The organism is Endozoicomonas sp. Mp262 (assembly GCF_025643335.1).
Classification (GTDB): Bacteria; Pseudomonadota; Gammaproteobacteria; order Pseudomonadales; family Endozoicomonadaceae; genus Endonucleibacter.
Map to the genome: position 1 here is coordinate 525,568 of NZ_CP092489.1, position 22,894 is coordinate 548,461.

The 22,894-nt window shown below is 46.0% G+C and carries 23 protein-coding genes; 6 read left to right on the plus strand and 17 right to left on the minus strand.

The features are described 5' to 3' along the window. The first annotated feature begins 2 nt into the window (after positions 1 to 2). Both MJ595_RS02265 and MJ595_RS02270 read left to right on the plus strand, forming a co-directional pair. Positions 3 to 1,370 carry a transposase gene (locus MJ595_RS02265; RefSeq protein ID WP_263078002.1) on the plus strand — a complete coding sequence of 456 codons (1,368 nt, stop codon included), beginning with the start codon at positions 3 to 5 and terminating at the stop codon, positions 1,368 to 1,370. A 304-nt stretch (positions 1,371 to 1,674) separates the two neighbouring features. Next, positions 1,675 to 2,313 carry an IS630 family transposase gene (locus MJ595_RS02270; RefSeq protein ID WP_263322441.1) on the plus strand — a complete coding sequence of 213 codons (639 nt, stop codon included), beginning with the start codon at positions 1,675 to 1,677 and terminating at the stop codon, positions 2,311 to 2,313. On the opposite strand, the gene MJ595_RS02275 is transcribed toward MJ595_RS02270, so the two are convergent. From MJ595_RS02275 to iolE, 10 genes are all read right to left on the minus strand, one after another. Continuing rightward, a complete protein-coding gene (locus tag MJ595_RS02275; protein ID WP_263080896.1) occupies positions 2,314 to 2,826 on the minus strand; it encodes a hypothetical protein in 513 nt (170 codons plus the stop codon). 16 nt (positions 2,827 to 2,842) lie between these two features. Continuing rightward, on the minus strand, positions 2,843 to 3,496 hold the full coding sequence (locus MJ595_RS02280) for a 3-oxoacid CoA-transferase subunit B (protein ID WP_263080897.1): 654 nt from the start codon (positions 3,494 to 3,496) through the stop codon (positions 2,843 to 2,845). After that, on the minus strand, positions 3,493 to 4,167 hold the full coding sequence (locus MJ595_RS02285; RefSeq protein WP_263080898.1) for a 3-oxoacid CoA-transferase subunit A: 675 nt from the start codon (positions 4,165 to 4,167) through the stop codon (positions 3,493 to 3,495). Before MJ595_RS02285 ends, MJ595_RS02280 begins: the two co-directional genes overlap by 4 nt. Positions 4,168 to 4,239: 72 nt before the next feature. After that, positions 4,240 to 5,076, minus strand: coding sequence for a MurR/RpiR family transcriptional regulator (locus MJ595_RS02290; RefSeq protein WP_263080899.1), 837 nt, complete (start codon positions 5,074 to 5,076; stop codon positions 4,240 to 4,242). 44 nt (positions 5,077 to 5,120) lie between these two features. Next, positions 5,121 to 5,966, minus strand: a complete 846-nt coding sequence (locus MJ595_RS02295) for a class II fructose-bisphosphate aldolase family protein (RefSeq protein ID WP_263080900.1) — start codon at positions 5,964 to 5,966, stop codon at positions 5,121 to 5,123. 50 nt (positions 5,967 to 6,016) lie between these two features. Then, a complete protein-coding gene (locus MJ595_RS02300) occupies positions 6,017 to 6,862 on the minus strand; it encodes a 5-deoxy-glucuronate isomerase (protein WP_263080902.1) in 846 nt (281 codons plus the stop codon). Between the two features lie 49 nt (positions 6,863 to 6,911). Beyond that, positions 6,912 to 7,901: a 5-dehydro-2-deoxygluconokinase gene (gene iolC, locus MJ595_RS02305; protein ID WP_263080903.1), complete on the minus strand. Its 990-nt coding sequence runs from the start codon at positions 7,899 to 7,901 to the stop codon at positions 6,912 to 6,914. Further along, positions 7,898 to 9,058: a Gfo/Idh/MocA family oxidoreductase gene (locus MJ595_RS02310; protein WP_263080904.1), complete on the minus strand. Its 1,161-nt coding sequence runs from the start codon at positions 9,056 to 9,058 to the stop codon at positions 7,898 to 7,900. Before MJ595_RS02310 ends, iolC begins: the two co-directional genes overlap by 4 nt. A gap of 87 nt (positions 9,059 to 9,145) precedes the next feature. Then, positions 9,146 to 10,996, minus strand: coding sequence for a 3D-(3,5/4)-trihydroxycyclohexane-1,2-dione acylhydrolase (decyclizing) (gene iolD / locus MJ595_RS02315; protein WP_263080905.1), 1,851 nt, complete (start codon positions 10,994 to 10,996; stop codon positions 9,146 to 9,148). A 510-nt stretch (positions 10,997 to 11,506) separates the two neighbouring features. After that, positions 11,507 to 12,397: a myo-inosose-2 dehydratase gene (gene iolE / locus MJ595_RS02320; RefSeq protein WP_263080906.1), complete on the minus strand. Its 891-nt coding sequence runs from the start codon at positions 12,395 to 12,397 to the stop codon at positions 11,507 to 11,509. A 372-nt stretch (positions 12,398 to 12,769) separates the two neighbouring features. On the opposite strand from iolE, the gene MJ595_RS02325 reads away from it, so the two are divergent. Both MJ595_RS02325 and MJ595_RS02330 read left to right on the plus strand, forming a co-directional pair. After that, a complete protein-coding gene (locus tag MJ595_RS02325; RefSeq protein ID WP_263322442.1) occupies positions 12,770 to 14,218 on the plus strand; it encodes a sugar porter family MFS transporter in 1,449 nt (482 codons plus the stop codon). A gap of 15 nt (positions 14,219 to 14,233) precedes the next feature. Beyond that, entirely contained in the window at positions 14,234 to 14,572 is a 339-nt protein-coding gene (locus MJ595_RS02330; protein WP_263080907.1) for a TSUP family transporter, read from the plus strand. A gap of 16 nt (positions 14,573 to 14,588) precedes the next feature. Here MJ595_RS02330 and MJ595_RS02335 read toward each other — a convergent pair whose 3' ends face one another. Beyond that, positions 14,589 to 15,242 (minus strand): IS630 family transposase, encoded by a 654-nt coding sequence (locus MJ595_RS02335; protein ID WP_263322427.1) that lies wholly within the window; start codon positions 15,240 to 15,242, stop codon positions 14,589 to 14,591. Further along, on the minus strand, positions 15,164 to 15,637 hold the full coding sequence (locus MJ595_RS02340; RefSeq protein WP_263078037.1) for a helix-turn-helix domain-containing protein: 474 nt from the start codon (positions 15,635 to 15,637) through the stop codon (positions 15,164 to 15,166). The genes MJ595_RS02335 and MJ595_RS02340 overlap by 79 nt, the downstream gene beginning before the upstream one ends. A gap of 132 nt (positions 15,638 to 15,769) precedes the next feature. On the opposite strand from MJ595_RS02340, the gene MJ595_RS02345 reads away from it, so the two are divergent. Then, on the plus strand, positions 15,770 to 16,195 hold the full coding sequence (locus MJ595_RS02345; protein WP_263080908.1) for a sulfite exporter TauE/SafE family protein: 426 nt from the start codon (positions 15,770 to 15,772) through the stop codon (positions 16,193 to 16,195). Positions 16,196 to 16,273: 78 nt separating this feature from the next. Here the strand turns inward: MJ595_RS02345 and MJ595_RS02350 are convergent, their stop codons facing one another. Beyond that, a complete protein-coding gene (locus MJ595_RS02350; RefSeq protein ID WP_263080909.1) occupies positions 16,274 to 16,963 on the minus strand; it encodes a hypothetical protein in 690 nt (229 codons plus the stop codon). A 234-nt stretch (positions 16,964 to 17,197) separates the two neighbouring features. On the opposite strand from MJ595_RS02350, the gene MJ595_RS02355 reads away from it, so the two are divergent. Further along, entirely contained in the window at positions 17,198 to 18,673 is a 1,476-nt protein-coding gene (locus MJ595_RS02355) for a hypothetical protein (protein ID WP_263078329.1), read from the plus strand. A 6-nt stretch (positions 18,674 to 18,679) separates the two neighbouring features. Here MJ595_RS02355 and MJ595_RS02360 read toward each other — a convergent pair whose 3' ends face one another. The 4 genes from MJ595_RS02360 to MJ595_RS02375 all read right to left on the minus strand — a co-directional run bounded on the left by MJ595_RS02360 (position 18,680) and on the right by MJ595_RS02375 (position 22,873). Then, entirely contained in the window at positions 18,680 to 18,922 is a 243-nt protein-coding gene (locus MJ595_RS02360) for a hypothetical protein (RefSeq protein WP_263080910.1), read from the minus strand. Continuing rightward, entirely contained in the window at positions 18,915 to 19,889 is a 975-nt protein-coding gene (locus tag MJ595_RS02365) for an IS30 family transposase (RefSeq protein ID WP_263080911.1), read from the minus strand. The genes MJ595_RS02360 and MJ595_RS02365 overlap by 8 nt, the downstream gene beginning before the upstream one ends. Positions 19,890 to 20,051: 162 nt before the next feature. After that, complete coding sequence (locus tag MJ595_RS02370; RefSeq protein WP_263080912.1) at positions 20,052 to 21,350, minus strand: AbgT family transporter; 1,299 nt, start codon at positions 21,348 to 21,350, stop codon at positions 20,052 to 20,054. 155 nt (positions 21,351 to 21,505) lie between these two features. Next, positions 21,506 to 22,873, minus strand: coding sequence for a transposase (locus tag MJ595_RS02375; protein ID WP_263078002.1), 1,368 nt, complete (start codon positions 22,871 to 22,873; stop codon positions 21,506 to 21,508). Between the last annotated feature and the right edge of the window lie 21 nt (positions 22,874 to 22,894).

Below are 22,894 nucleotides of genomic sequence, written 5' to 3' on the forward strand. Positions count from 1 at the left end.
TCATGGCTTATCCATTCCAAAAAAGTCGTAAGCATCTTTGTGCAAACAGTTTAATTACTACGATTTCTGAAAGTTATGAGCAAATTCCAGATGTCCGACCAAACAAGGATTCCAGAAAAATAACAATACATGATGCCTCCATGTCCGCTTTTGCCATGATGCATCTCAAGTACCCATCGCTCCTCTCGTTTGAGCGTGATAAAACAGAGCAAGAAGTAAGGCATAACCTTGAGCACCTGTATCAGATAAAAAAACGTGCTCCCTGTGATACCAGTATGCGGGAAATCCTGGATCCAATAGATCCCGTAGAGTTCAAAAAGCCTTTTAAGACATTGCTGTCTAACGTCCAAAGGGGCGGATTACTGAAGGCATTCGAATTTCACTGCGGGAACTTGAAAAATCACTACTTGCTCCCGATCGATGGAACTGGGCTATTTTACTCCTGCAATAATAAAAAACCTTGTCAGGAGTGCTGTACTAAAAATAAGGGAAAGGCCAACGAAGCTCACTACCACCAGTTAATGGCAGCATGCATTGCTCACCCGGATCAAAAAACAGTCTTGCCATTGGCACCGGAAGCCATAGTTTGCCAGGACGGTTCGACCAAAAATGACTGTGAAAAAAATGCCATTAAACGGTTGTTTGCCACCATACGAGAGCATCACCCACGTCTAAAGTTCGTTATTCTTCTGGACAGTCTTTATGCTGACAACCCCACTGTCCAACTGATTAAGAGTTATGGCTGGCATTACATCATTGTCGCGAAAGATGGCAACCATGCCTCGCTGGTTGAAGCGATGGATGAGCTGGATAAAGAAGGAAAAGTTCACCGTGCTGAAAAAGTTAATGAAGAGACTGGAATTAAGTGGTGGTTTCGCTATGCCAATGACGTCAGGCTGAACAAGGCAAAATATGCAGAACAGGTTAATGTGCTTGATTTTGTCGAAACCGATAAAAAAGGTAAACAGCATATCTGGTGCTGGGTGACTGATATTCCGCTTAACGAAGAAACCATAGAACCCGTCATGAAAGGAGGGCGCTGCCGATGGCATATTGAGAACCAGACGTTTAACACCCTGAAAAATCAAGGCTACGATCTCGAACATAACTACGGTCACGGTGAGAAGCACTTAGCCACAAATCTGGCCTATCTGACGATGCTTGCTTTTCTCGTAGATCAAATACAGGAACTGTGCTGTCCCCAGTTTCAGGAAGCTTTAAGAACCCGCTCAAAAGGAGTCCGTATAGCATTATGGAAATGGATACAGGGCTATTTTTTGCATTGGCTGATAAAAACGTGGGAGGGGCTTTTTTACACAGTAACTCATGGTATTGAAGAGAAAAGGGTGATTCCATTCGATACATCATAACCGGCCATATCGTAGCTACGTTCAGGGGTGACATTTTTTCTTTAAAGCTCCGCTTTGTTAATTGGCGGCTCAGTTTTGATCGGCTTCATTATTTTTGCTGCCTTATTGTCAATACCAACGATCATCGACGTTCATCATGCGGGAATAGCTGGAAAACCACCTATCTATACTGACCAGGAAGCACAACGCATTAGAGAGATTGTCTCCGAGGAACCTCGCAGGCTGTCTTATGTTCAAACAAAGATTGCAGAGGAAACCGGTAAGGTTGCCTCAAAGCAAACCCTGTCGAGACTTTTAAAAAAAGCTGGGACTTGTTTATAAGCGGTTTCGTAAAGCTTGCAGCCATAAGCGCGATGAGGAGCAATTCAGATGTTGCCAGTCTGCCTTGAAAGAGGCCCAATATGCTGAGGATAAAGGGCTTGTCAATCTGTTTTACTTTGATGAATCTGGTTTTAGTCAAGAGCCTTGTGTCCCCTATGGCTGGCAAGAAAAAGGCTCACAGCTAAAAATACCCTCTGTAAAAAGTAAGCGTATCAATGTGCTGGGATTTATGAATCGTGCCAATGACCTTTTCTACTACCCAGTAACAGGTTGTGTTAACAGCGAAACAGTTATCAGTGTCTTTGATGATTTTGCCGCCAGGATGGAAGAACCCAAGTACAGCTCTAATGAGCGCTATACCATCGTCATGGTGGATAATGCCAGCATTCATACCAGCAAACTTTTCAGAGAAAGAGTAATAGACTGGGCAATTGAGAAAAAGCTCTTAGTCTGTTTTTTACCAACCTATTCACCTGAGCTAAACCTGATAGAAATATTGTGGAGAAAAGTGAAGTATGAATGGCTGAACCTGCTGTCAATAATGGATTTCAAGGAATTCGAACAAGAGGTCAAACGTATATTTGATCTATTTGGTCAAAAATATCTGATTTCGTTTGAGTGACTACTTATATTTCTCCGCTATATTTTCTGCGGTAACCCCCATATGGTACTGATTAAATACGTCTGTCAGGCCTTCGGAAATAATACTGTCGGCAAATGCCGCATTTCCCATTTTTATACCGAATCGGGCATTACCCTGAACGTAGTAGGGAGCCATGGACATGTTTTCCATACCAGCTGCCACCACCAGGCCAGCATCCCCTGAGCGAATATGGGCGACAGCTTCCATAACGGCTTTCATACCACTGCCACAAATCATGTTCAGTGTATAAGCAGGTACTTCTGCTGGGACACCCGCTTTGATTGCAGCCTGACGACCCGGCCCCATGCCCTGGCCACAACTAAGCACATTCCCAACAATGACTTCATCCAGCTGTTCCGGGTTAACACCAGAATCAGCAATCACCGCACTAATCACCGCTGCCCCCAGTTCAGAGGCCGGAGTATTTTTAAAGGCACCACCGAATGCACCAATGGCGGTTCGGCGAGCAGCCACTATATAGACTTTATCCATTATTTTTTCCGCACGATTATTCGAATGTCTTTAGTTCTTCTGGAACATACAGCTTGGCTTCAGTGAGAGCCTGGATATCCCCTAATGTTGACCCTTTATATATTTCCCTCAGTACCAGACCACTGTCAGTAACTTCAATAACTGCCAGTTCAGTAATAATCAGGTTAACCTGGCCCACTGCCGTTAAGGGTAGGGAACACTCTTTCAGAATCTTTGGCAAACCTTTAGCGGTGTGTAGCATGGCGATAATCACTTGCTGGCTACCCACCACCAGATCCATGGCACCGCCCATGCCAGCTACCATTTTGCCAGGAATCATCCAGCTGGCGAGGTTACCCTTTTCATCCACCTGCATGGCACCGAGCACTGTTGTATTAACATGCCCACCACGGATAATGGCAAAGCTGGTCGCACTATCGAAAAAAGCACCATCAGGTTGAATGGTTACCGGTATCCCCCCGGCATTGGTAATATCTTTATCAATAGTCGCCTGTTCTGCTACAGGCCCCATACCAATAAAGCCATTCTCTGACTGCAGCGTAATATCCATGCCAACAGGAATATAATTACTAACCAGTGTTGGCAGGCCAATACCCAGGTTAACCACATCGCCGCTGTGAAGTTCCCGGGCAACCCGGCGGGCAATTCGATGTTTCAATAAATCGCTCATGCTACCCTCTTCACCGGCTGGCTTTTAACGATGTAATTAACAAAAATTCTGGGAGTAACAATGTGATCCGGGTCTAACTCACCCATTTCCACAACCTCTTCCGCCTCTACAAATACCTTATCCGCAGAGGTTGCCATTAATGGGTTGAAGTTTCGGGAAGAGCCACGGTAAATAGCATTGCCACAACGGTCAACACGACTGGCATGAATCAGGGAAATATCCGCTCGCAGTGGCAGTTCCAATAAAAAGTCCTGGCCATTCACTGTGATAACTTGTTTGCCATTTTCAACGATCGTACCAATTCCAGTGGGAGTTAAAACACCACCAAGCCCGGCACCCCCCGCACGAATGCGTTCAACCAGAGTCCCCTGGGGTACCAGTTCCACATCCAGCTTACCTTCATGCATCAATCGCCCGGTATCTTTATTAAGACCGATATGGGTGGTAATAACTTTTGAAAGCACCCCGGAAGAGACTAGCCGTCCTACTCCTTCATTAGTCAGGCCAGTATCATTGCCAATATACGTCAAGTTTCTCAGGCTGGAATCAGCGATAGCCTCGATAATAGAAAGCGGTGCCCCCGCGTTCATAAAGCCACCGACCATAATGGTCATCCCATCTTCCAGATGCTCAAGCACCTGGCTTGCATCCAGTACGGGCTTTGAAGACATAAATCACTCCTGAACTGGCATTATTTTTATATAACGCCTTGTTGTTAGTTCAGAACTGTACTGATGCTGGACCTACTGTTGTTCCTGATGACAAAGCAAACCCATGACCAGGCATTGAGCCAGATGCATGGAGCTGCCTAAAGAACGAATCCCCATCATCTCTGCCTCACTAACCCGTAGTGAAACATCAATAAGCCCACTGCAGGGATGAATATTATGATCCGTCAAGGCGACAACCCGGGCATGTTTTTCATGGGCTGAGCGGATGGTTTCTGCAGTTTCGTCGGCATGGGGATGATAAGTAACAGCCAGTAACAGGTCTTTTTCTGAAATTCTTTTTAGCTGGTTTTTGTGGAGTCCCCCGACTCCATCCAGCAGCACAACATCAATATCCGCACGCATTAATGCGTAGCTGAGATAGCAGGCCACCGGAAATGCACGTCGAACACCGTGTATATAAATGGACTCTGCCTGCTCCATCAGATCCAGCGCCTTTTTAAACTGCTCTGGATTAATCAAGGTGGCAAGGCTTTCAATGGCCTTCACCTGTGGGTGAGCAAAACTTTTTAACAGTGAATGGCCGCTTTTATCTCCCTGCAAGTCAGTATCCGCATGACGCACCCGTTCCCGATAGCCCTCCATCCGGCCTTTTAGCTGGCTTCTATAAAGCTGCTGCAACTCTGAAAAGCCGTTAAAACCAAAGTAGTTAGCGAAACGAACCAGGGTTGATGGCGAGACATTAATCTCCCGGGCAATGGCCACCAGGGTTTCCAGGGCAACCGTGTCAGGGTGCTGGATAAAAAAATCACCGACCTGACGCAACCGGCCACTGAGGTTGTCGTAATCCTCAACGATTCTTTTGTTCAGGTCATCCAGATTCAGAACCCGTGGACTGACTTCAGAGGTCATTACAGCTCCAGCTTGTTATTTGGGTGAGCGGCGAATTTATACCCTTAGTGAGCTATGTCAACTCCATAAAACAGTTTGAGTTGGTCAAGGGTCACCTCTTCCACGGTGGGCATAACAGCCTCCATAAGGAATAACCGGTCAAATTGCTCGGGATTATTACGGACAACTTCCTGCAACTTGTAACCAAAAGCCATACGCAGGATTGTCCCAATATTGAATTTCGCCACAGGCCCCTTGCGCAGGCGCAGCAAGTCATGCTCACGAATCCCGCTGGTACCATGGATTACCAGTGGCGTATCAACCTTAGCTGCAATCTTTTCCAACTGGTTATGGTCAATCGTCGCTGTCGGCTCTTTTAGTCGGTGGATATTGCCCACAGAAACCGCTACCGCATCAACCCCGCTTTCATGGGCAAACCGGACCGCATCATCCGGCGATGTAGTGATAGTTTTGATATGGGGGCGAATATCATCGTAAGGAACAGAGCCGATTTCCCCTTCTACAGAAACACCACAGGCGTGAGCAACCTCAACCACCTGACGGGTTCTGCGAATATTCTCCTCCAGTGCCAGCTGGGAGCCATCAAACATCACAGAACTAAATCCGTAATGTATGCCCTGATAAACGACACTCTCTTCATAGGTATGGTCCAGGTGTGTACAAACCGGAACAGAGGCTTCCTTCGCCAGCAAACTTAGCATTGAAGCAGCATTCTCTATCCCCATAAACTCCACCAGGGTTTTATTGGCTGCAATAATCACTGGACGACCAAACTTTTCTGCGGCACTGACCACAGCCCTGGCATCTTCATAGCCAAATACATTAAAGCAGGGGACTGCATAATCGGCTCTGGCAGCTTCCGGCAACAACTCCCTGAGACTGACTAACATTGTTTTAAATTCCTTAATTTGTGCAGTTAATCGTTGAGTGAATACCTGTATTACTTAAACTTGGCGATCATATCCTTGATACCAGGAATAGTATTCACCTGATCAGCATGGGCAGGTTCAAAATACTGAATCAGTGACTTGGACGTCTCACCCACAATAATAGTGAAGTAGTACATACGGTAACCGGGCGCCACCACGCTGGGGTGATAACCCTTATCAATGGCAATGACACTGCCATCTTTTACCATATGGCAGGGGCCGCATTTCTCTTCCTCGGTATACAGGAACTGGGCTCCAAATCCCTGGGGAGGATCAAAATGGAATTGATAAACTTCTTCGTAACGGGTTTCTATTCCCTCACGGTCTTCATCATGCTTATGGGTCGGGAATCCTGACCAGCCCCCTTCACCTACGGTAAACAGTTCGCTGACCAGCAAACGGCCACGTTTGTTGGCATTGCCCTGCCCTAAAATATGCTTGATTTTACGGTGAGTCTTGGTTTCATCGCTGCCGTACTGCACAACCTGAACATCTTCTGGCAAAACTGAAAACGGCTTCAGTTTTTCTTCATACTTGCCACCAGCAATCATAACCTCCGCATCATCGCTCAGGCATTCGATCTGTACATCACTATCAATGGGTACATAAACAGAGGACGGATGGCCATCCCAGATGGTTGGACGCTGACCAATAGGGCCAAACACCTCTCCATCCACTGTGATGCGACAAGTGCCACCGGCTAATACAACGGCAGTTTCATAATTGGCCAGTCGATAGTGATGAGTCCCCCCTTTTTTCAACTTCACATTATTGAAATAACACAGCGGTGTTGTGTCATCATTTTCAGTAATAATCGCTTCGTTGCGATTATCAAAAGGTTCGATATGTTTTCCCATTACCCTTTCCCCGGAGTCTTTAAAAATAGTGATGCTTAAAATTCAGCGGCTATTCTTCACGTTCAGCGATAAATGCAGCCAGCTCATCACTGGTAGGCATGGCCTCAGTACAGGAGTCTTTTGATACGTTAATAGCTGCCGCAGCAGAACCCATTTTTACAGCCTGCTCAAGGCTTGCACCGCTGATCATTGCCAGAATGGCGGTTCCGGCATAAGAATCCCCCGACCCGAAGGGCTTCATTACCTCCACAGGGAAGATACCTTGTTCAAAACAATGACCATCACGGCAATAAACTTTTGAACCCTGCTCACCTGCCTTTAATAAGATAATTTTCGTCTTTCCCGTTAAAAAACGTTCGGCAGTCTTGTCATCACAGGTATTGTGGGGGTCAATCAGATATTCCAATACATCAAACTCTTCCCGATTACCAATCAGAATGTCAGACTGCTGGGCAGCCATTCGATAATAGGCGGCTGATTCAGCCGCTGACTTCCAGGAGTAGGCGCGATAGTCAAGATCCAGTACCACCACTGTCTTTTGCTTTCGGGCAAACTCAATGGCAGTAAAGGTAGCCTCCCGGGATGGACTGGCTGATAAGGCAGTACCGGTTACCAGCAACACCTTGGCACTGGCAATATACTCCTCACTTATCTGATCCGGCCTCAGGGTAAGGTCTGCGGCATTATTCCGGTAGATAATAACCTCACAACCCGATGGCTTTAGCTCAGTGACTGCCAGGCTGGTTCTTGAGCCAGAATCATCAACCTTTATGCCCTTGAGGTCGATACCATAGGATTCCAGATGGTGACAAACAAAACGGCCAAGAGAATCATTGGATACACAGCTAATCAAGCCGGCACGACCGCCCTGTCGGGCAATCGCCACCGCAATGTTCGCCGGCGAACCGCCGACGGACTTTTTGAAGCCGGAGACATCAATCATGTCCACTCCGGCTTCCAGCGCGTACAAATCAACTCCGGCCCGTCCCAGGGTGATAACATCAAGGGGGCGGTCTTGCCGAAATTGAATCAGGCTCATAAGGTCACCCATGCACTGTCTTTTTTGGCAGACTCTACGCAACGCTCGACAAAGCGAACGCCTTCAATGCCATCATCAACGCCGGGATACCAGATTTCTGCCAGCTCTTGCTGAGCATCGCGATTCGCAGCATCCATAGCCAGTGCAAAATTGCGATACAGGTTGGCCCAGGAATCAAAGTAACCTTCCGGATGACCACCACCCACACGTTCAAAACGAGCAACGTCGTACAGATAACCCATACCACGATCCAGGAGACGGAACTGCCCACCCAGAGGCGCATATTCAATCTGGTTAGGGTGCTCATCCCACCACCTCAGGGTGCCTTTCTCACCAATAACCTCAACCTTGAAAGAGTGGGTGTTGCCGATAGCCACACCAGAAGCCCACAATGTACCAACGGCACCATTTTTATACTTGATCATCACATGGGCATCGTCTTCCAGCTGGCGGCTTTCAACAAAGCTCTTTCGCATGCAGGACAGACTTTCCATTTCCAGGCCACTGATCAGTTGCCCCATTTGCAGGCAATGGGTGCCCACATCACCCAGAATATAGGAGGGACCAGAGGCTTCAGGAGTCACTCGCCAGGCCAGGGCCGGATCGTTCTTTTCAACGTCCTCGGCATGGTAACCATGGGCAAACTGCATATGTACGATACGAATCTTGCCAAGGTCACCGCGCTTCACCATCTCACACGCCTGGGCAATGGTGGGATAACCGGTATAACCATACATCACACCAAATACACGGTTACGCTTTTCAGCAATAGCCTTTAGTTCTTCAGATTCAGCAGAGGTAAAGCTTAATGGCTTTTCACAAATAACATGCAGATCGTGTTCAAGTGCGAGTTTGGCAATAACATAGTGGGTGCTGTTTGGTGTGGCGATAGAAACCGCCTGGATACCATCAACCCGCTGAGCTTCCCTGGCAAACATCTCCTTATAATCAGCGTAGCAACGCTCTTCTTTCAGCCCTAGCTCTTCAACACCAAAAACCTTGCCTCTTTCAGCATTGATATCAAAAGCACCTGCTACCAACTCAAAGTTGCGGTCACGGGCAGCTGCATCACGATGGGAGTCACCAATCTGGCTTCCCTTGCCACCACCAACCATACCCCAGCGCAACGCTTTCTTAAGGTTATTTTTGCGGATCATGTTTCACTCACTTATCTGGTTATAATGTTTGTTGTTTGTCTGGCTTCCCCACCAAACAAACGGCATATAATTTTTAATGCTTAGCTATTAAACCCCGGGGCGCTGGTATTTACGGCTTTCTTCCCAATCGGCAATGGCTTTGGCGGTATTCTCATCACGGGTAACTTTGGGCAGACCCACTTCCCACCAGCAATCACATTCAGACCAGGCGTCAGGATCAATATCCACAACAATTACGGCTGTACGATCAGAAGCTTTGGCTTTGGCAAAGGCTTTATCAAACTCATGCATACCATTAATTTTAAGCGCCATTGCACCCTGGGCTTCAGCATGCTTTGCAAAGTCAACCCGGGCCAATTCCGGAGAGTTACGACGACAGTCTTTCAGTAGATTATTAAACGATTTATTACCGGTATTATTTTGCAGCTTGTTGATTACAGCGAAACCTGCATTATCACAAACCACCACAATCATTTTGTGGCCTGTCATTACCGAACTATAGATATCCGAGTTCATTAACATATATGAGCCATCACCTACCAGCACCACAACGTCATGATCCGGGTTGGCCATCCTGGCTCCCCAGCCACCAGCAATTTCATAGCCCATGCAGGAATAACCAAACTCAATATCAAACTTGCCAATCTGGTGACTTTGCCAGTTCATGGCCAGCTCCGCGGGCAAGCCACCGGCTGCCGTTACAACGGTATCACCGGGTTCGGACAAACGATTTACTGCACCAACCACCTGGGCATAGGAAGCCATCTCGCCTTCCACTGGAGTAATACGCTGCCTGACCACAGCCTTCCATTTATCAGTAACTACAACACCTTGCCCTGACCATTCCTTAGAGAACCGGATATCTTTTAATTCATTGCTGAGCATCGGCAGGGTAACTTTGGCATCACCAATAACAGGTACAGAACGGTGCTTGATGGCATCAAAATTCGCTACATTTATACTGACGATTTTTAATGCTTCATTGCGAAACACAGACCAGGAGCCAGTGGTAAAATCTTGCAACCGGGTGCCCACAGCCAACACCAGGTCAGCATGGGCCGCCATATAGTTAGCAGAATCAGAACCGGTAACACCAATAGGGCCACAGTTCAGGGGATTATCCTGTAACATGGTGGCTCGCCCTGCGATGGTCTCTACCACAGGCATATTGTGTTTTTCAGCAAATTTTTTCAGTTCTTCAGCGGCTTCAGAGTAATGAATACCCCCGCCACTGATAATCAGTGGTTTCTTCGCCTTTTTAATTAGCTCTGCCGCCTGCTCCAACATCACCTGCTCAGGCACCGGGCGCCGTATCCTGTGAATTTTTTCTTCAAAGAAGCATTCGGGAAACTCAAAGGTGTATCCCCAGACATCCTGGGGAACCCCTAAAAATGCAGGACCACAGCAAGCCGGATCGAGCATGGTATCAATGGCATGGGGAAGGCTGTGAATCAGCTGCTCAGGATGCATGATCCGATCCCAATAACGGGTTACAGCCTTAAAGGCATCGTTGGTGCTGATGGTTGGGTTGTGGAAGTGCTCGGTTTGCTGAAGTACGGGATCTGGCAGACGACTGGCATAGGTATCTCCAGAGATCATCAACAACGGTAAACGGTTGGCATGGGCAACACCGGCAGCCGTCACCATATTGGCAGCACCGGGGCCAATGGATGTGGTTGCAATACCAATGCGCTGACGTTTGTTGGCTTTGGCATAGGCTACTGCTGCCATGGCCATAGATTGTTCGTTCTGGCCTCGCCAGGTAGGAATTCTCTCTTCGATAAATTTCAGCTGCTGGGCAAAGCAAGTAACGTTGCCATGACCAAAGATACCAAAGCAGTTACCAAATAATTGTTCCACCTGACCATCAATTTTTATTTTTTGGGCGATCAGGTATTTTGCCAAGGCTTCGGCCGTTGTTAAGCGTATCCGTTTCATGCTGAATGAACTCTTTATAGTGCTGGCAAGCCAGCGCGTTTTCCCGGAATATTTTTTTTCAACAGACCCGGCTAGGGGCTGTTGACGTTTGCTCGTGTGCTCAGCCAAAACCAGCGGTTTCGTGGCTAGACGCAGTAGCGCAGGAATAACCTAAAGGTCACACGTACTCGCGTCTTTCAAGCTACTGCAACGACGGCACGGAATCGCTGGTTTTGGCCCTTCGGGTGGTTCGTAAAGCGGCTTTCCGACTGCGTTGGACTGGCTTGACGTAGAACAACTATGCCTGCACCAGTCCTCCTTGCGGAAAACCGCTTTACGAGCCACTGAGCTCACGATCAAACGTCAACAGCCCCTAATACCTTTCAAATTTTCTAACCTTATGATGAATAATGCAGAATTTCCGTTCAGATAATCACCACAATAGAATGGGTTAGAAAGTGTGACTGGTATAAGTACCCCCTTTTAACCATTCGGCAGGCAGGGGGTACATCCCGGGAAAGTTTTACTGGCTTACAAACCCGCTTTTTCTACATAGGTGATCAGGTTTTTATGGGCCATGTTGGCGTAAGTCTGTGGATGGGCAACTGCCGGGTCCTGCTCAGCTTCCACCACTAGCCAGCCTTCGTAGTCAAATTTCTTCAGCTCTGCGAAAATTTCGTCCCAGTCCAGACCTCCATCACCAGGTACAGTGAACACCCCATTCAGAACAGCTTTCAGGAAAGGCAGGTCTTTCTCACGAGCATCACGCATCACATCAAAGCGCACATCCTTGGTATGAAAGTGAACAATTCGGTCACCAACCAGGCGGATCATTTCTGCTGCATCACCACCACCGTAAGTGACATGGGCGGTATCAAAGGTCAGGCCAACGGAAGGGCCAGTGTGCTTGATAAACATTTCCAGATCACGGGGAGATTCGCAAACAGTGCCCACATGGTGATGGAAAGCTAACTTAATGCCCTGCTCTTTCAGGTAGTCTGCAAACCGGGTCAGTTTTTCGCCGTACTCTTTCCACTGCTCCTCAGTCAGCACAACACGCTGGGAAAGAGGCTTTTCAATATTACCGTGAACGGTATTACTCACTTCACCGGCAACCATCGCCTTACAACCACAGCCTCTCATCAGCTCAAGGTGGCTCTGTACTGCTTCGATCTCCTCCTCAACAGAACGCTTGCACAGCTCCAGACTGTACCAGCCAGATGCCAGTACCAAGCCATACTCCTCCAGTTTTGGCTTGAGCTCATCCGTAGTCCGAGGGTATTTCACCCCCATCTCAGACCCTTGGAAACCAGCCGCCTGCATACCTGCCAGGCAGCTTTCCAGGGGAATTTCCCCTCCCAGGCTAGGCATGTCGTCATTGCTCCAGGTCAGTGGGCTGATTGCCAGTTGAACCTTGCTCATTTTTTTCACTCCAGACTCTGTTTTTGTAAACTTTTTTAAATTGGCAGGTGGGATTTTCCCGGATCATTCACAGCTGGCTCCTTTGTATAAAAAAAATATTTTTCCAGTCAAACTGAAATTGAAATTTATTTTCCAAAAAAAGATTTTTATTGACAGATATCAACATATCTGACAGCAAAGCCGATCAAACTCAATCATATCTGTTCAGAATCGGACATTCACAGCACCGTGCAGTGCTAATAAGTCGGACATTGTGTCAAAAATGTTGGGTCTTACGATTGCTTTTCATTGATGGCTTTAGAACCAGTCAGATGAAAAAAACAATAAGCCAGCAAGTAGATCCAGTATCCGGAGGGCATCTGCAAACAAAAACTGTCACGGGAATGCCTAATGAACAAACAGAGAAAACACGACATCGGTTATGTAATACGGATATGTATGATCACCGCCCTTGGTGGTTTATTATTTGGTTATGACACTGCAGTTATTTCTGGAGCCGTTAGTCCACTTCAGGATTACTTTTCCCTGTCGCCAACAATGACTGGCTGGGCTGTATCCAACGTAGTCATTGGCTGCATCATTGGCAGCATGTTTGCCGGTCGAATCAGTATGGCAATTGGCCGAAAAAAAGCATTGATGCTTTCTGCCTTACTCTTTTTTATCTCCGCTTTAGGTTCTGCCCTGGCTGCAAGTTTTACCGCCTTTGTTGTTTTCCGAATGATCGGTGGCCTTGCTGTCGGCCTGGCCTCTGTGGTTTCACCCATGTATATGTCTGAAGTCACCCCTAAAGATTACCGCGGCAGAACCGTCAGTATGCATCAACAGTCTGTGGTTATTGGGCAGCTGGTTGTTTTCTACGTCAACTACCTGATTGCCAAAGGCATGTCCGAGGCATGGCTGGCAGAGCTTGGCTGGCGCTATATGCTGGGTTCTGAAATTATTCCCGCCCTGCTACTCGGAAGCCTGCTGTTTTTAATTCCTGAATCACCACGCTGGTGTGTTCTGAAAAACCGCGATGAGGATGCCCATAAAACCCTTTCCCGCATTTCCAATCCCAATCATGCTGAACGGTTGATTGCTGAAATCAAGGCCTCTCTCGAGGAACACCACGACAAGGGTAAAGTCAGCCTGTTTTCTCCTGGCCTGAGGGCCATTGTCATTATCGGCTGTCTCATCGCCAGTATGCAGCAGGTGATTGGTATCAACGTTATCATGTACTACTCTCCTGACATCCTGAAACCCCTTGCAGGCAGCACTGAAAGCGCCATGCTCCAGACAACGTTGATCGGTGTCGTATTTGTGGCGGGTAATGCCATCGGCATGTATCTGATTGATAAACTGGGTCGTGTCCCACTATTAAAAATAGGTTCTGTGGGCTGTGGTATTGGCCTTGCTTTGGCCAGCTGGGGTATTTACACAGAATCAGCAGGCTATACCGCCCTTATTGGCCTGATTCTCTATGTCATTGCTTTTGCCATTAGCTGGGGTTGCTGTTGCTGGACTCTGATTTCAGAGATATTCCCCAACCGAATCCGTTCCCGTGCCATGGCTTTGGCAGTTGCCTGCCAGTGGGCCTCTGGCTTTGTGGTGACCCAAACCTTCCCGATGCTCAGTAAAAATGCCTGGCTCAATGAAAACTTCAACGGAGCCTTCAGTTTCTGGCTATATGCTTGTATGACCCTCGTTGCACTTTGGTTTGTTATCCGTTATGTTCCTGAAACCAAGGGTGTCAGCCTGGAAAAAATGGAACAGCACTTCCAGAGCCAGCTCTCCAAAAAAGAGAGAGCATCTGTGATACCAGATCCTACCATGACGATCTAACTAAGTTTAAAGACAATGGCGGTAAATCTGTTATTTTATCTAGCGGCTATTCCAGCGGTGGTTATCACTGGCCTGGGTAAAGGCGGACTGGGAGGTGCCTTGGGAATGATTGCTGTGCCATTAATGGCACTGGTTATTCCTCCAGTGCAGGCTGCCGCCATTTTACTGCCCCTGCTACTAGTTATGGATTTGTTTGCTATCTGGGGGTTTCGCAATCATGTGCACTTACCCACCGTAAAATTGATTCTGACCCCAGGGTTAACTGGTGTAATCCTGGGAGCATTATTATTCAGTGGACTACCTGATAATGTGATTCGAATGGTGATTGGCTTGACTGCACTAAGTAGTGTATAGATTGCTTTCGAATAATTTAACCATCCAGTCGGACAGTATTAGAAAATGAGATCATATACTCCTCTCCAAATGAAAAAAGCACCCGTTCAACTTCTTTTTCAAATTCCGCAAAGCTCTTGATTGACAAGAGGTTGAGCCATTCATACTTTATTTTCCTCCACAGGATTTCAATCAGGTTGAGCTCAGGTGAATATGTTGGCAGAAAGCAGACCAGCAATTTCTTTTCAATCATCCAGTCATCAATTCTGGCACAAAACTTTTTGCTGGTGTGAATGCTGGCATTATCCACCATAACTACCGTGTAACGATCATTTGAGCTGTATTTTTCATCTGCCATTTTCTCTGCAAAGTCATCAAAGGCCGCAATCACCGTATCGCTATTCACTGAACCCACAACAGGATAATGAAATAGCTCACAGCTTCGGTTCATAAACCCCAGTACGTTGATGCGTTTACTTTTGACTGATGGTATTCTGAGCTGCTTTCCTTTTTCCTGCCAACCGTATGGCACACAAGGTTCCTGGGTAAAGCCGGACTCATCAAAATAAAATAAATTGATTAACCCTTTGCTCTCGGCTTCCTGGGCATCTTTCAGAGCAGTTTTACAGTCATGGAATTGCTCTTCGTCCCGTTTATGTTTGCATGATTTACGGAGTCTTTTGTAAACCAGCCCTGCTTTTTTACAATGTTTGCCAGAGTAATTTTTGATGAAGATTTACCGGTTTCATCCTCGATCTTGGATTTGACATACGATAAGCGACGAGGCTCTTCAGCCACTAATTCTTTTATGCGTTGCACTTCGGATTCGTCATATATGCACGGCCTACCGCCACCATGCCCCTTGTACAAGGCACGAATACCATATTCTTCCCAATCATCAATCCACTGAGAAGCAGTTTGATATCTAATTTCAAGTATTTCGGCAATTTGCTCAAGGGTAAAGCCACGATTGCTCAATAAAAGGCTATGGGCTCTTTCCCTTATACATCTCAGAGGTCCGTAGTGTTTGGCGAATTTCAAAGTTAATAAAACAGCTTCATCAGTGATTGTAGTGACGTACTTCATAGGGAGAGGGATTTAAAGACCAGTACTCTCTTTATAATAGAGTAAATGTATCATTCAATAGCTATCTGATCGTTAGATCAAGAAGTAGATTTCTCGTACTGGCCGAACATCCAGTTTATTTGAAACCAAACTATGACCTACTTACTCTTTTGCCTTTATCAATGGTTAGGTTCCCGGCATCTAAACACCAGGAAACCAGGCAAAGTAGCAGGGTGCTTCTGGAGTATCATTGCGGGCTTTACCAGCTTTGGTATTCATGCCGGAGGGCCTCCCTTGAGCATTTACATGCTTCCCCTTGGACTGGATAAACAAAAACTGGCCGGCACTATGGCTATATTTTTTGGCATTATCAATCTGGCTAAACTGTTTGCTTATGCTCAAATGGGCGAATTAAACAATGATAATCTGCTGACATCAGCCGTTTTATTACCACTATGTCCTATCAGTGTTTTTTTAGGCATGTACATTGTTAAAAAAATCAATCAGCAAACCTTTTATAAAATATTATATGCTGGTCTTTTGATCACTGGTATCAAGCTTATTTTCAGCGGCTTTTAAGCTAAAACAAGTATCCCAGAGATAAATAGAGCCAGCCTTTATTCTCTGAATGTTATAAATCTACCCCCCCCCCCTTAACTAACTGCCAATATATTCTAACCACCACCTGTCAAACAGTTGATAAATTTGTTCCTTAGCCTCATCACTAGAATAATAGATAATACCATCCAATGCCCTACAAACATATTCTCTAGGAAAATCACAGTTAATCATAAAGTTAAATAAAGCATGCAAGACCTGTTCAATAAAGACAGGAACAGAACCTTCCCCTCTCAACGAAACATCTTTCGTATATTTTTTAACCAGACAACCATAAGAAAATTCCCACATGCATCTTAGATCTTGAAAACTCAACAACTCTTTTTTTTCATTTTTTTTCTTTTTCTTAACATGTTCTATAAAGCAACTCATCAAATTAAAAAAAGCCCTTTGCCTGTCAGCGACCCCCTTATCAATTAAAAACTCATAGTAAAGTATAGTGGCCTCAAATTTACCAAACTCATTCGAATGACTTAGCCTTTCAATAACCGGAACCAAGTCATGCTCAATAATTCTATCCTCATGGAAATTTCTGACATATGATTCTCCAAAAAGCACACTTTCTAAAAAACTATAATGACTTACCTGCAATTTATTAAGTATTCTAATGTAGCCCATAGCTTTTTCCAACCGCCTACGAATCTTGGGAGGTAATTTTCTTTTATTTCGATAACTCCAGGACTCAAGAACAAGGCAATAATCATCAAAATACCAAACCATTGATATCATAGTAAATGACGCATATACACTAACATCTTCTCTGAATATTACAATACCAGCATTTGTATGTATTAGTAATAAATCATTACTATACTCTGCTTCCTCACATGAAATATTTTTTAAACCGACCCCTTTAAAAGGGTGAAAGTCTCAAATTGACCGAGCTTCTTCAGCTTGCCAACCGGGGAAAGTAGTAGGCAGCTATTTTTTCAATGCTTAAACAGAAGGCAGCCAATCACAGGTATGATGTTGATAGCACACAACACCTTGCCAGTGAGAGGCCGCCCCATGGAAGTATGTCAGCTACGGACTGAAGCCGCCACCATTTCTTGTGATGCGATTCAACGGTTAGGCCACCAATTGCAGGCTCTGCGAGAGTCTGGCAATCCTATCAGGCACTTTGAAGAGTTTGAGCAGACCGTTAATGCTCTCTTTAATCAAGCTCAGCAAGATTTTTTAGCAGAGGCGCTGGCTGAGCTTGATATTGATACCCCAGCTATTGAGGTCAGCGGGATCACTTATAAGCAGGTGTTGCGCAGTTATAAAACCTACCAGACAGCGGTTGGTTCAGTCCGGGTTATGCGAACACTTTACCGTAACGGCAAAGAGCCGTGTATCGTGCCCATGGAGTTGAAAGCCGGGATCGTGGAAGGCTTCTGGACGCCTCGGGCTGCAAAGCAAGCTGCCTGGGTTGTTGCTCAAATGTCTCCCGGTGAAGCAAAAAGCCTCCTTGATCTCATGGGAGGTATGTCTCCCTCAGAAAGCAGTCTTGCTCGTTTCCCCAGGCAATTTAATACTCAGTGGGAACAGCACCGTGAGCCTTTTGAAGAGATGCTTATTGAGAAACTTAACGTGCCCACCAATGCGGTCACAGTAGCCGCCTCCCTGGATGGCGTTATGCTGCCCATGAAAGATGGCAAACGAGTAGAAAAGCGAGCCAGGAGCGCTTCTGAAGGCAAACGGACTCAAGGGCCAACAGGTTGCAAGGAGGCCAGTTGCGGAACTTTGTCGTTTTACGATCAACAGGGGGAGCGTTTATCAACAGTCCGCATAGGACGAATGCCAGAAACTAAAAAACTCACACTCAAGCAGTCTTTGTCAGCACTATTGCAAGAAGCGTTGCGACAAAAGCCACAGCTGTCACTGGTCAAAGTCGCTGATGGCGCCAAGGACAACTGGTCATACCTTTCCCGGGAACTACCAGCGGGTGTTGAGGTTATTGATTACTACCACGCAGCCGATCACCTGAAGAAAGCATTTGACCAGGCTTATGGAGAAAACAGCATCAAGTCCAAAGAAAAGTTTGTCACTTACCGACACGTCCTCAAAGAGGAACTTGATGGGGTTGAGCGCATTATTAAAGCCCTGGCTTATCAGCATAAAAAGCATCCGCGCCGCTCAAAATTAAAGACCGAGCTGGAGTATTTCAGAAAAAATCGCCAGCGTATGCGCTATGCTGAACACTTGTCGAATAACCTTCCGATCGGCTCTGGTGTGGTAGAGGCAGCCTGTAAAACCTTGGTTACCCAGCGGATGAAGTGCTCAGGTATGCGCTGGAGAAATCCGGGTGGTCAGGGCATATTGACGCTTCGGTCATTAGTTCAGAGCCACTGGTTTGAAAATGGCTGGAAGTTATTTGCTGCAACTTATTGCGAGAAAGTCACCAAGGCTGCTACAAGCAATGTCATACCATTCCCTGAGAAAGGTGGCAGTGTTTAGTTGTGGTCAATATGAGACTTTCACCCCTTTAAAAACATCAACAATATCAATTTCAAAATCTTCATTAAGATATGCATTAGCAACAGAAAATTTAACAACTCCACTACGAACATCATTTAACAGAAACACTGAACCTTCAGAAAACAAACAAAAGAAGCCTAGATAAAAAAAACACCTACTAGTTTCACAAAATACATTTTTATTCCAATAATAGTTATCCATTGCTAAAGTAATGCTGGATTCAAGCAATAAGTGCAATCGACTTCCCAGTATAGACTTCGAGCGGGGTTCGCCCCCCTAAAACTTTTCTTGGCATGGTATTAATCAAGAGTTCAGTTTCCCAAACCTCTTCTTTTGTCAGATCCCCAAGAGCCATTTTTTTAGGCCAGGTTCGACGGATAATGCCATTGGTATTTTCGTTGGTACCCCGTTGGTAGCTGGCATAAGGCTTAGCGAAAAATACGTCAGCATTCACTGCTTCTGATACCTTTTCATGGGCTGCAAACTCGCCTCCATTATCCAGGGTGATGGTGTGAACTGTTGAAACTCGTTTCAGTAGGCTGATCATTGTATCCGCTACTGTTTCAGACTGTTTGGTATCCACTTTGCCAATGAGTGTAAAGCGGCTCTTTCGGTCGACCAGCGTGACCAAGTGAGCGTCTTGCCCATACACAGTATCACCTTCCCAATCTCCCAAGCGAGACCGAAGCTCTACCACTTCAGGACGTTCGGTAATATCGACCCGATTAGGTATAAGAGAACGGCCTGCCTTGCGTTTACCTCCTTTGCATCGGCGTTTCCCAAAGCGGGGCAGCTTTTTATACAAGGAACCTCCCTGAGCTTTGTTATCAGCAATTCGGCTGTATACAGAGGTATGACTCAGAGCGATCTCAGGCACCTCAATTTTCATCCTGCAACTGATGTTTTCAGGAGACCAGCCAAGGAGTAGCCCCTTCTCTATGATCGGCATTTGTCGTTCATCTGTTTTGCTGTGCTTTTTGGCAGATTTCCTACGCTGCATAGCCAAGTTATGAGCCGATTCAGCACAATACCCATTATCGCCAGTATTGCGTTTCAACTCACGGGATAAGGCGCTCTCACTGATACCTGCAACCTCTGCGATCTCATTCTGAAAATGACCTTTTTCAAGGAGCGCCTCAATCTGGTATCGTTGCCCTTGGGTCAGCTGCTTGTATCGTCTGGTTTGTGTACTCATTCCTGACATCCATTTCTTAGTGTGAGAGCTACAGAATGTACCAGCAGCTGGCTCACATATGAAATATCAGTCGATTGCACTTATTGTATTAATCCAGCATAGCACCATTATTGAAAAATAAAAAAAAGACTGTACTTTTTAGCGCAGTCTTTTTTTGATTATTTAAAAGCCCAGAGGAATACCAAAAGCAAAGAATGCCACCAGCAGGGCTGTCCATACCAGCATAAAGGCGATGGAGTATGGAATCATAATGGCAATCTGGTCACCAATACTCATCTCTGGCTTATACTTGCGCATAAAGGCCAGGATAACGCCCGCATAACTCATCATTGGAGTGATAATATTAGTGCTGGAGTCAGCCACACGGAATGCTGCCGAGACAAGGTCTGGCGTCATGGCAGGGTTTACCTGGTAGAGCATGGGGATAAAGATCGGCCCTAACAGCATCCACTTGGAAGTCAGCCCCCCTACAAATATATTAATCACCGCCGTGGTCATGACAAAAGCTACCAGTAACAGGACTGGAGAAGAGTGAAGTCCCAGAAACTGAAGGAAAGTAGCTCCCAAATAAGTGATGTATGTACCCAGGCCTGAAGCCCCCAACAACGCCAGGAACTGATAGGAGAAGAACGTCAACACCAGGATATAGCCCATGGTATTCATCTGCTTCACCATCGCCTGCACCACGTTTGTAACAGACTTGAAACGGCCAGCGGCAACACCAAAGAAGATACCCACCATGGCAAACACCATAACAATCAACAATACAACATTGTTCATATAAGGTGTTACGGTAACCCCGGCATCATTGGTGTAAGGAGCCAAAGGACCTGAGGCAAGACCATAAACAGAAGCCAGCGCAATAATTAAGCCAATAAAAGCCGCCTTCAGCCCTCTTTCTTCTTCAGGCTGGATATTAAAGTTATTGAGGTTCATGTCCTCAGGCATTTTCCAGCTTTGATTTTCCAGTTTTGGAGCCACATACTTTGCGGTTACAAACGCACCCACAGAACCCAAAACGATAACCGATGTGGCAATAAAGAAGTAGTTCATGGTAGCCGGTGTCAGCAGCTCACCTACAGCATTGGCAAAAGGCACGCCCTGAGCTTCAGCAAATAGCTTGGCATTGGTACCAATAATAATGTCGCTGGGTGTGGCTGGAATAAGGTTAGCACTGAAGCCGGCAGAAACACCCGCAAAAGCAGCTGCCATGCCTATTATGGGGTTTTTACCAATACCCGCATAAAGCATACCTGCCAGAGGTACAAGAATAAGATAGCCTGCATCAGAGGCAATACTGGACATAATGCCCAGAAACACCAGAAGTAAAGGTAACCAGCGATCATTGACCTTCATTCCTGCTTTTTTGATCAGTGTATCCAGTAATCCAGACTGCTCTGCAATACCTACGCCTAATACAGCCAAAAGTATCACGCCCAGTACGCCATTACCGAATGCCAACCAGCAGCTATTCCCGCATGATGAACGTCGATGATCGTTGGTATTGACAATAAGGCAGCAAAAATAATGAAGCCGATCAAAACTGAGCCGCCAATTAACAAAGCGGAGCTTTAAAGAAAAAATGTCACCCCTGAACGTAGCTACGATATGGCCGGTTATGATGTATCGAATGGAATCACCCTTTTCTCTTCAATACCATGAGTTACTGTGTAAAAAAGCCCCTCCCACGTTTTTATCAGCCAATGCAAAAAATAGCCCTGTATCCATTTCCATAATGCTATACGGACTCCTTTTGAGCGGGTTCTTAAAGCTTCCTGAAACTGGGGACAGCACAGTTCCTGTATTTGATCTACGAGAAAAGCAAGCATCGTCAGATAGGCCAGATTTGTGGCTAAGTGCTTCTCACCGTGACCGTAGTTATGTTCGAGATCGTAGCCTTGATTTTTCAGGGTGTTAAACGTCTGGTTCTCAATATGCCATCGGCAGCGCCCTCCTTTCATGACGGGTTCTATGGTTTCTTCGTTAAGCGGAATATCAGTCACCCAGCACCAGATATGCTGTTTACCTTTTTTATCGGTTTCGACAAAATCAAGCACATTAACCTGTTCTGCATATTTTGCCTTGTTCAGCCTGACGTCATTGGCATAGCGAAACCACCACTTAATTCCAGTCTCTTCATTAACTTTTTCAGCACGGTGAACTTTTCCTTCTTTATCCAGCTCATCCATCGCTTCAACCAGCGAGGCATGGTTGCCATCTTTCGCGACAATGATGTAATGCCAGCCATAACTCTTAATCAGTTGGACAGTGGGGTTGTCAGCATAAAGACTGTCCAGAAGAATAACGAACTTTAGACGTGGGTGATGCTCTCGTATGGTGGCAAACAACCGTTTAATGGCATTTTTTTCACAGTCATTTTTGGTCGAACCGTCCTGGCAAACTATGGCTTCCGGTGCCAATGGCAAGACTGTTTTTTGATCCGGGTGAGCAATGCATGCTGCCATTAACTGGTGGTAGTGAGCTTCGTTGGCCTTTCCCTTATTTTTAGTACAGCACTCCTGACAAGGTTTTTTATTATTGCAGGAGTAAAATAGCCCAGTTCCATCGATCGGGAGCAAGTAGTGATTTTTCAAGTTCCCGCAGTGAAATTCGAATGCCTTCAGTAATCCGCCCCTTTGGACGTTAGACAGCAATGTCTTAAAAGGCTTTTTGAACTCTACGGGATCTATTGGATCCAGGATTTCCCGCATACTGGTATCACAGGGAGCACGTTTTTTTATCTGATACAGGTGCTCAAGGTTATGCCTTACTTCTTGCTCTGTTTTATCACGCTCAAACGAGAGGAGCGATGGGTACTTGAGATGCATCATGGCAAAAGCGGACATGGAGGCATCATGTATTGTTATTTTTCTGGAATCCTTGTTTGGTCGGACATCTGGAATTTGCTCATAACTTTCAGAAATCGTAGTAATTAAACTGTTTGCACAAAGATGCTTACGACTTTTTTGGAATGGATAAGCCATGAGAGACAGCCATTGATAAAG